The organism is Novosphingobium sp. 17-62-19, from assembly GCF_002256775.1.
Taxonomy (GTDB): Bacteria; Pseudomonadota; Alphaproteobacteria; order Sphingomonadales; family Sphingomonadaceae; genus Novosphingobium.
The window spans coordinates 39,412-48,497 of sequence record NZ_NCII01000012.1 but is presented as its reverse complement, the minus strand read 5'-3'; the positions used below and the strand labels follow the sequence as shown (position 1 = coordinate 48,497).

At 62.9% G+C, this 9,086-nt stretch carries 5 protein-coding genes and 2 pseudogenes; 3 read left to right on the top strand and 4 right to left on the bottom strand.

The window, feature by feature from the left end; genetic code table 11:
* Nucleotides 1–215: 215 nt before the first annotated feature.
* Both sufB and B7X90_RS03480 read right to left on the bottom strand, forming a co-directional pair.
* Nucleotides 216–1,681 (bottom strand): annotated as a pseudogene (gene sufB, locus B7X90_RS03485) (Fe-S cluster assembly protein SufB).
* Nucleotides 1,678–2,118, bottom strand: a complete 441-nt coding sequence (locus tag B7X90_RS03480) for an SUF system Fe-S cluster assembly regulator (protein ID WP_292621701.1) — start codon at nucleotides 2,116–2,118, stop codon at nucleotides 1,678–1,680. Before B7X90_RS03480 ends, sufB begins: the two are co-directional and overlap by 4 nt.
* 452 nt (nucleotides 2,119–2,570) lie before the next feature.
* On the opposite strand from B7X90_RS03480, the gene B7X90_RS03475 reads away from it, so the two are divergent.
* From B7X90_RS03475 to B7X90_RS03465, 3 genes are all read left to right on the top strand, one after another.
* Nucleotides 2,571–3,620 (top strand): quinone-dependent dihydroorotate dehydrogenase, encoded by a 1,050-nt coding sequence (locus B7X90_RS03475; RefSeq protein ID WP_292621699.1) that lies wholly within the window; start codon nucleotides 2,571–2,573, stop codon nucleotides 3,618–3,620.
* 19 nt (nucleotides 3,621–3,639) lie between these two features.
* Nucleotides 3,640–5,397 carry a gamma-glutamyltransferase gene (ggt, locus tag B7X90_RS03470; RefSeq protein ID WP_292621698.1) on the top strand — a complete coding sequence of 586 codons (1,758 nt, stop codon included), beginning with the start codon at nucleotides 3,640–3,642 and terminating at the stop codon, nucleotides 5,395–5,397.
* 111 nt (nucleotides 5,398–5,508) lie between these two features.
* Complete coding sequence (locus B7X90_RS03465; protein ID WP_292621696.1) at nucleotides 5,509–7,326, top strand: long-chain fatty acid--CoA ligase; 1,818 nt, start codon at nucleotides 5,509–5,511, stop codon at nucleotides 7,324–7,326.
* Between the two features lie 9 nt (nucleotides 7,327–7,335).
* Here the strand turns inward: B7X90_RS03465 and B7X90_RS03460 are convergent, their stop codons facing one another.
* Together B7X90_RS03460 and B7X90_RS03455 are read right to left on the bottom strand one after the other, a co-directional pair.
* Nucleotides 7,336–8,106: a LytTR family DNA-binding domain-containing protein gene (locus tag B7X90_RS03460; protein WP_292621694.1), complete on the bottom strand. Its 771-nt coding sequence runs from the start codon at nucleotides 8,104–8,106 to the stop codon at nucleotides 7,336–7,338.
* Nucleotides 8,096–8,815: pseudogene (locus tag B7X90_RS03455) on the bottom strand (histidine kinase); the annotation flags it as partial. The pseudogene B7X90_RS03455 and the gene B7X90_RS03460, both read right to left, overlap by 11 nt.
* Between the last annotated feature and the right edge of the window lie 271 nt (nucleotides 8,816–9,086).

Below are 9,086 nucleotides of genomic sequence, written 5' to 3'. Positions count from 1 at the left end.
CCCAGCCGCGACCCTTTTTCTGGATCTTCGGCGCGTCGGCGCGCTCGCTGGCGGGGCGCAGGGTGAGGGTCTTTTTCATTCTGCGTACGCCTTGCCATTCATATCTTCGTCACCCTGGACTTGATCCGGGGTCCCGCTTTTTGTTTCGTCCGCTGCGAGAGGAAGCGGGACCCCGGCTCGGGGGCCGGGGTGACGGTGAAATATAGGACCGTGCATCACCCCACGCTCCCTTCAAGACTGATGCCGAGCAGCTTCTGCGCTTCGACTGCAAATTCCATCGGCAACTGCTTCAGCACGTCACGTGCGAAGCCGTTGACGATCAGGGCGACGGCGCTTTCCTGATCCAGCCCGCGCTGCATGGCGTAATAGAGCTGGTCATCGCTGATCTTGCTGGTGGTCGCTTCATGTTCGATCGTGGCGCTGGGGTTGCGCACTTCGATATAGGGCACGGTGTGTGCGCCGCAGTCTGCGCCCAGCAGCAGGCTGTCACACTGGGTGAAGTTGCGCACGCCTTCGGCCTGAGGGGCCACGCGGACGAGGCCGCGATAGGTGTTGTTCGATTTGCCCGCAGAGATGCCCTTCGACACGATGGTTGAGCGGGTGCGCTTGCCGTTGTGGATCATCTTGGTGCCGGTGTCGGCCTGCTGGTGGTTGTTGGTGACGGCGACCGAGTAGAATTCACCCACCGAATCATCGCCATTCAGCACGCACGAGGGGTACTTCCACGTGATGGCTGAGCCGGTTTCCACCTGCGTCCAAGACACCTTGCTGCGCGCACCCTGGCACAGCGCGCGCTTGGTGACGAAGTTGTAGATGCCGCCAAGGCCTTCGGCGTTGCCGGGATACCAGTTTTGGACGGTGGAATACTTGATCTCGGCATCGTCCATCGCAACCAGTTCGACCACGGCGGCGTGGAGCTGGTTTTCATCGCGCATCGGCGCGGTGCAGCCTTCGAGGTAGCTGACATAGCTGCCCTTTTCGGCCACGATCAGGGTGCGTTCGAACTGGCCGGTGTTTTCCGCGTTGATGCGGAAATAGGTGCTCAGCTCCATCGGGCAGCGCACGCCTTCGGGGATGTAGACGAAAGTGCCGTCCGAAAAGACTGCGCAGTTCAGCGTGGCGAAGTAGTTGTCGTGCATCGGCACAACCTTGCCCAGCCACTTCTTCACCAGATCTGGGTATTCGCGCACCGCTTCGGAGATGGAGCGGAAGATGACGCCTGCCTGTTCCAGCTCCTTGCGGAAGGTTGTGGCGACGCTGACGCTATCGAACACCGCATCGACTGCGACCTTGCGCGCGCCTTCGACACCGGCGAGCACTTTCTGCTCCTCCAACGGAATGCCGAGCTTTTCGTAGATGCGCAGGATTTCGGGATCGACCTCGGCAAGGCTGCCGAGCTTGGGCTTGGCCTTGGGCGCGGCCCAATAGTAGGCGTCCTGATAGTCGATCGGCGGGACGTTCAGCTTGGCCCAATCGGGCGTGGGCATGGTCAACCAGTGGCGATAGGCCTTGAGCCGCCATTCGAGCATCCACTCCGGCTCGTCCTTCTTGGCCGAGATATAGCGGACGGTATCTTCGGACAGGCCCTTGGGGCCGTATTCCTGTTCGATGTCAGACGACCAGCCATGTTCGTAGTCGGCGACGCGGGCGCCTGATCCTTGAGTTCTACGTTATCAGTCATGCCATAACCTCCGCCCCCAAGGCCGCAGTTGCGGCAGGACGGGACAATTGGGTGAGCGGGATTCCGGCCAGCGCACCGCGCAGTGCGGCGTCAACCGCGGGCCAGTGCGGGCGGACGGTGCACGCGCTTTCGAGCGTGCAATCATGGCGCCCATGATCGCTGCAGGGGGTGAGCGCAATAGGGCCTTCGACCGCCTCCACAATATCGGCGAGCGTGATTGCAGCGGCGGGGCGGGCCAGTTTCAGCCCGCCATGTGCGCCGCGCACCGCCTTGAGCAGGCCTGCGGCGGACAATTTGCTGACCAGTTTCTGCACGGTAGGGGCAGGCAGCCCGGTTTCATCGGCCAGTTGCTGGGCCGAGACACGGTGCCCACCACAATGGCGCGCGGCGGCGCTCATCGTGACGACGGCATAATCGGCCATGCTGGAAAGGCGCATCGGCGGGTGTCCCGAAATGACGATCTGCAAATCAGACCGAATCGTTCCGGTTATCTAGGCGCGGGTGATGCAAGGCGCAAGGGCGGGCTTTGTGGCTGGGGAGATGGCCAAAAAAAGGGCGGCCGCGATCCGCAAAGGATCATCGGCCGCCTTGAAAGTCGAGAACCCAGCACATCGCTGCACCGAGCCCTTCGGGTCGCAGCGCCTTCCTAGGCAGAAGCCCGGTTCAAGAATTGTATGGATTCGACAAATTCGGTGGCATTCTGGCAACATTAGCCGATCATTCAATTACAATTGCCGTCATTTCCGACAGATTCGAACTTGGCCCCCGGCGGAATACGTCGCAATGGTGCAACACGGGGTGTGCGTGTGGTCTTGAGGATTGCACGCTGGACTTACCCTGATTCGCTTCGACATCCTTCATCCGTTCGCAGAACCGGAACCGTTTGACCGTGACGCCTTATTCGCTGCTGCGCCCGCTGATTTTCCGCATTCCGGCTGAACCTGCCCATCGCCTGACCATCAAGGCGCTGTCGTTGAGCCACGCCGGGGGCACCAAAGCTCCGACGCCAAGCCTTGCGCAGCGGGTGGCCGGGATCGCCTTTCCCAATCCGGTCGGCATGGCTCCCGGTTTCGACAAGAACGCCGAAGTGCCTGACGCGATGTTGGGGTTGGGTTTCGGCTTTGTGGAAGTGGGCACGGTTACGCCGCAGCCGCAGGAGGGCAATCCCAAGCCCCGCCTGTTCCGGTTGGTAGAAGACCGCGCGGTGATCAACCGGATGGGATTCAACAATGAAGGCGCGCAGGCGGTGGCCAACCGGCTGGTGCGGCGGCGCGAGGCGGGGCTGCGCGGACTGCCGGGGATTGTGGGCGTAAACATCGGCGCAAACAAGGATTCGGTCGATCGCATTGCCGACTATGCGCAGATGACCCGGCTGATGGCGCCGCTGGCATCTTATCTGACCGTCAACATTTCCTCGCCCAACACACCGGGGTTGCGGGCTTTGCAGGACGAAGGCGCGCTTTCGGCGCTGCTCGATGCTGTGATCGAGGCGCGGGGCAATATCAATGTGCCGATCTTCCTGAAGCTTGCGCCGGATCTTGAGCCTTCGGACATCGACGGGATTTGCCGGATCGCGCTGGAAAAGCAACTGGCCGCGCTGATCGTATCGAACACCACGATCACACGCCCCGCGCTGAAGTCGCGCCATGGCATCGAAGCGGGAGGACTTTCGGGTGAACCTTTGCGGGAGCTGGCGCTGCAGCGGCTGCGTGATTTTCGCAAGGCCAGCGGCGGGGCGATTCCATTGATCGGTGTGGGCGGAATTGCCACGGTGGACGACGCTTGGGCGCGCATCAGGGCTGGAGCGAGTTTGATCCAGATTTATAGCGCGATGGTCTATGAAGGACCGGGGCTGGCATCGCGGATCGTGGCTGGCCTTGAAAAAAAGGTACGTGAGGCGGGCATGACGTCCATTGCCGAGGCGGTCGGCAGCGAATAGCCTTGTGTGCATGACATTCATGCGCACCCTTCGCTTCCTGCCCGTTTCCGCCGTCCTGCTAGCCGGAGCCTGCGTACCGCCGCCGAGTGCCTCGGTGGCTCCGGCCAATCCGGCGCCGATTGCCTCTGCCGCAGAAGGGGTGTCGGTCGACGGTCCGGGACTGGTATCTGCTGCCGACGCGCGCGCGGCCGAGGCGGGCGTGCAGATGCTGCGACTGGGCGGCAGCGCCACCGATGCTGCCATCGCGACGATGCTCGCGCTGACCGTGGTGGAGCCGCAAAGCTCCGGGATCGGGGGCGGCGGGTTCCTTGTGATGGGCGATGCTGCGGGCAAGGTTGAGACGATTGATGGGCGTGAAACTGCGCCAAAGGCGGCAACGCCACAGTGGTTCTATGCCGATGGCAAGCCGCTGGTCTGGCCGGATTCGGTGATCGGCGGGCGCAGCGTTGGCGTGCCGGGCAACTTGCGGCTGGCGGCGATGGCGCACAATGAAAAGGGCCGGATCGCGTGGCGCACGCTGTTTCAGCCAGCGATCAAGCTGGCGCGTGACGGATATGCCATCACGCCGCGTATGCGCGCGACGTTGAGCGCGGCGAGCCGCACGGGCGCGTTTGATCCGGCGGCGCGGGCGCTGTTCTATGACGCAGGTGGTGAGCCACTGCCGGTGGGCACCGTGGTGCGCAATCCCGCGCTGGCGGCGACCCTGGAAAGCATTGCGGCGCGCGGGGCGGACAGCTTTTATACCGGCGAAAATGCGATGCTGCTGGCGAGCAAGGTGGGCACCAGCCCTAAAAATCCCTCCCCGCTGACGACAGCCGATCTGGCTGCCTACAAGGCGGTGAAGCGGCCTCCGGTTTGCGGGCAGTATCGCCAATATCGCGTGTGCGGGATGGGGCCTCCGAGTTCGGGGGCGACCACGGTTTTCGCCATTCTGAAGCAACTGGAGCGGTTTGATATGAAGGCGCTCGGCCCTGCGAGTCCGACCGCGTGGCATCTGATCGCGGAGTCGCAGCGGTTGGCCTATGCAGACCGCGAGCAATATCTGGCTGACAGCGATTTTGTGGACGTGCCGGTGGCGGGGCTGATCGATCCTGCCTACCTGTCTGCACGTTCTGCGCTGATTTCCGAAAGTGCGACGATGGCCACCGCGCTGCCGGGCAAGCCTGCTGGCGCCAAGCTGGCCTTCGCGCGGCCAGCGCACCAAGAAGAACATGGTACCACGCATTTTGTGACGGTGGACCGCTGGGGCAATTCGACCAGCTATACCTCGACCATCGAAGGGCCATTCGGATCAGGCCTGATGGTGGGAGGGTACTACCTCAACAACGAGCTGACCGATTTCAACATCGTGCCCGACAAGGATGGCAAGCCGACGGCCAACCGCGTGGAAGGCGGCAAGCGGCCGCGAAGTTCAATGTCTCCCACGCTGGTCTATGGCCCGGATGGTGCCTTGCGGCTGGCCGTGGGCGCGGCGGGTGGAACGACAATCCCGGCACAAGTGGCCAAGGCGATCATCGGCGTGATCGACTGGGACTTGTCTGCGCGCGAGGCGATTGCGCTGCCCGTGATCTATGCGCCGGGCAATGCGGTTTCGGTGGAAAAGGGCACCAGTCTGGAAGCCATGATCCCGGCTTTGCAGGCGCTGGGCCATGCGCAAGTGACGGCGCGCGGCCCCTCGTTCAAGGCCAATGCGATCGAGCGGGTGCGCGTGGGCGGCAAATGGGTGTGGCGCGGTGCTGCCGATCCGCGCAGCGAAGGGGCGGCTGTTGCACCTTGACGTGATGCAACACAGGTTGCCGTAAGGGCGGTGCGTCACTAGGTTCCACTGCAACCATCAGGAGCGGACCGGAATGGCCGCCCGAACCGCAATTGGGCCGAGGAACCAGACGTGCAGCTTTCCGATTTCGCAGGCTTTCCGAATCTTGTTGCGATGTTCCTGGACCGTGCGGGCCATCGCGGTGACAGCCCGTTTCTGTGGGCCAAGAAGCAAGGCAACTGGCAATCGATCAGCTGGGCTGAAGCCGCACGGCAGGTTTGCGTGCTGGCCGAATCGTTGCGCAAGCTGGGACTCAATCCAGGGGACCGGGTGGCGCTGGTTTCGGAAAACCGGCCCGAATGGTGCATCGCGGATCATGCGATCATGGCGGCAGGGCTGGTGACCGTGCCGACCTACATCACCAATACCGAGCGCGATCACCTGCATATTCTGGAGAATTCCGGCGCGCGGGCGGTGATTGTTTCCACCGCCAAGCTTTCACAGCCTTTGCTGCCCGCCGCGCTTTCTGCGCCGGGGGTGGAACATGTGATCGGCATGGAGCCGCTGCGGCAGATGCAAGCCGGGAAACTGGCGTTCCATGATTGGGCCGTGTTGACCGAGGGTGATGGCGCGGTGGCGCGGTGTGCTGTGGATGCGCGCATGGCGGGCGTGGGGCGCAACGATCTGGCCTGCCTGATCTATACCAGCGGCACTGGCGGAAGTCCGCGCGGGGTGCGGCTGCACCACGGATCGATCCTGTGCAACGTGGAAGGGGCGGCCTATATTCTTGCCGAGGATCTGGGTTGGGGTGAGGAAGTGTTCCTCTCGTTCTTGCCGCTGTCTCATGCTTACGAGCATACCGGCGGGCAATATCTGCCGATTGGTATGGGCGCGCAGATTTACTATTCGGAAGGGCTGGAGAAGCTCGCCTCGAACATCGAGGAAGTGCGTCCGACGCTCATGGTCGTTGTTCCGCGCCTGTTTGAAGTGCTGCGCACGCGCATCATCAAGCAAGTGGAAAAGCAGGGCAAGGTGGCAAACTACCTGATGGACCGTGCGCTGACCATCGGCGGACGCAAGGCGGCGGGGAAAGGCCGCATCGTTGACCTGCCGATGAGCCTGATCCTTGATCGTACGTTGCGCCCCAAGATCAAGGCACGCTTTGGCGGGCGGATGAAGGCGATGGTTTCGGGCGGGGCGCCGCTCAATCCCGATGTTGGCGTGTTCTTCGATGCGATGGGGCTGACCATGCTGCAAGGCTATGGCCAGACCGAGGCCGGGCCGGTGATTTCATGCAACCGCCCCAGAGCAGGTCTGCGGATGGACACGGTCGGCCCGCCGATGAAGGGCGTGGAACTGAAGATCGCCGAGGATGGCGAAATTCTGGTGCGTGGCGAACTGGTGATGCACGGCTATTGGCAGAACGAAGCCGAAACCGCGCGCGCGATCCCCAAGGAAGGGCCGAACGCGGGCTGGCTGCACACGGGCGACATCGGGCACGTGGATGCCAAGGGCCGTATCGTCATCACTGATCGCAAGAAGGACATGATCGTCAACGACAAGGGCGACAATGTCTCTCCGCAGAAGATCGAGGGCATGTTGACGCTTCAGCCCGAAATTGCGCAGGCGATGGTGAGCGGCGACAAGCGGCCCTATATCGTCGGGCTGATCGTGCCCGATCCTGAATGGGCACTGGAATGGGCGCGCGCGCAGGGCGAGACGTTCGATTTCAAGGCTTTGCAAGATCTGCCCGCCTTCCGCAACGCAGTCCGTGCGGCGGTGGACCGGGTGAACAAGGAGCTTTCGGTGATCGAGAAGGTCCGCCAGTTCGCCTTTGCCGATGAGGCGTTCAGCATCGACAACGAGGAAATGACGCCGAGTTTGAAGATTCGGCGGCACAAGATTCGTGAGCGTTACGGCGCGCGGGTGGATGCGCTGTACAAGGCATGATTGGAGCGCCTACCGCCCTGCCATCGCCTTGACCCGCGGCAGGTAAGTGCGGCCGATGCGCTGCATCGATCCATCCACCAGTTCTGCCGACCACACCCCGAGGCCATCGTGCTTAAGCCCGGCGATGCGATCGCGCCGCACGATGGTGGACCGGTGGAGGCGGATAAAGCATTCGGGATCAAGCCGTGCCTCCAGCCCAGCAATGGTGTGAAGCATCATGTATGACCGGCCATTGCCGTTCTGGTGGCCCACGTGGAGGCGCACGTAATCGCGCTCGGCATCGATGCGTTCAAGGTCGCTGGCCGCTACGCGGATCAGTTCGGAGCGGTGCGGCACCCAGAATTCCTCGATCCATTCGCTAGCGGGCTTTTCCGGGGTGAGCGGCGTTTCGGACGGCGCGGTACGACGGGCCTGTGCGCGTTCTACGGCGCGCTCCAATCGGTCCTGCGCCACGGGTTTGAGGACATAGTCCACCGCGTCACAATCGAACGCTTCGACCGCGAAATCATCGTGCGCGGTCACGAAGACCACGGCGGGGCGGTTTACCTGCCCCGAAAGGGCGCGGGCAACGCCGAGGCCATCCACCTCGGGCATCGTCATATCGAGCAGCACGAGATCGGGCGTGAGGGCCGCAATCAGGCGCAAGGCTGCTGCACCATCGCTGGCCGTGCCCACCACTTGCAGCGCGGGGATGCGCGCGCAGAGGATTTGCATACGCTCTACCGCGAGCGGTTCGTCATCGACAATCAGCGTCCGCATTCCGTCTCCATCAACACTCATGGCGCACTACTGGCATGGTCAGCACGGTGGCATATCCGCCCGCAGGAAGCGGCCCGCTCTCGACCTTCGCATCCTCGCCAAAACGGGCGATCAACCGGCTTTTCACGTTTTCAAGACCGATGCCCGTGCTGCCGCTCACAAGGCCTTCGCCCGGCCCGTCATCGGCCACAGTAAGGACCAGAAAGCCGCCCGCCTCGCGCGCGGAAATGCGGATCGTGACAGGGCGGATCGTGGTGGATACGCCGTACTTGATCGAGTTTTCGACAAGCGGCTGCAGGATCATGCCGGGCACACAGGCGCTCATCAGATCGGCTGGCACATCGAATTCGCAGCGCAGACGTTCGGGGAAGCGAACCGCTTCGATTTCCAGATAGTGGCGCTGCAAGGCAATCTCGTCCTCCAGTGGCATATCGGTGGTCGGGTCGCCGGCCAGGCTGTGGCGATAGAAGCGGGAGATGGACTGGATCATCTTTTCTGCCTGTTCAGCCCGGCCGACCATGACCAAAGCTGACAGGGAATTCAACGTGTTGAACAGGAAATGCGGGTTCACTTGGTAGCGCAGGCTCCGCAGTTCGGCAGCCTTGGCGGCGCGGCGATATTCACCTTCACGATATTCGGCAGCACGCAACTGTTCGCCATTGCCAAGCGCGAGATAGAGCGCAGCCCAGGCGATCAGCAGGAAATAACGTCCCAGCGCTACGTCGGTGAGCTGGCGCCACAGGCCCTCCTTTTCCACCAGTTTGCGGATCACGGTGACCTTGCTGGCGGTGGTCAGTTCTTCGGTTTCCGCAGCGGGCGAGCTTGCGGACGGCGCAGGCGTTGGCGTGGGGCTGGCAGGGGCGGTCCGTGTTGCCGTTGAAGCCACAGGCGATCTCGAAGGACGGGGCGAGGGGGCCGCATTGGGCTCCCGTGGCTCTGGCGAAATGCGTTGCCGAGCCAGTTCTGCACGTGCCTGCGCCAGCGCTACCCTGCGCGCGGCT

Excerpts from the sequence above, each read along its gene's own strand:
- B7X90_RS03480 (WP_292621701.1), bottom strand. The coding sequence starts at position 2,118 with ATGCGCCTTTCCAGCATGGCCGATTATGCCGTCGTCACGATGAGCGCC.
- ggt (WP_292621698.1), top strand. The coding sequence starts at position 3,640 with ATGCGCACCCTTCGCTTCCTGCCCGTTTCCGCCGTCCTGCTAGCCGGA.
- B7X90_RS03460 (WP_292621694.1), bottom strand. The coding sequence starts at position 8,106 with ATGAGTGTTGATGGAGACGGAATGCGGACGCTGATTGTCGATGACGAA.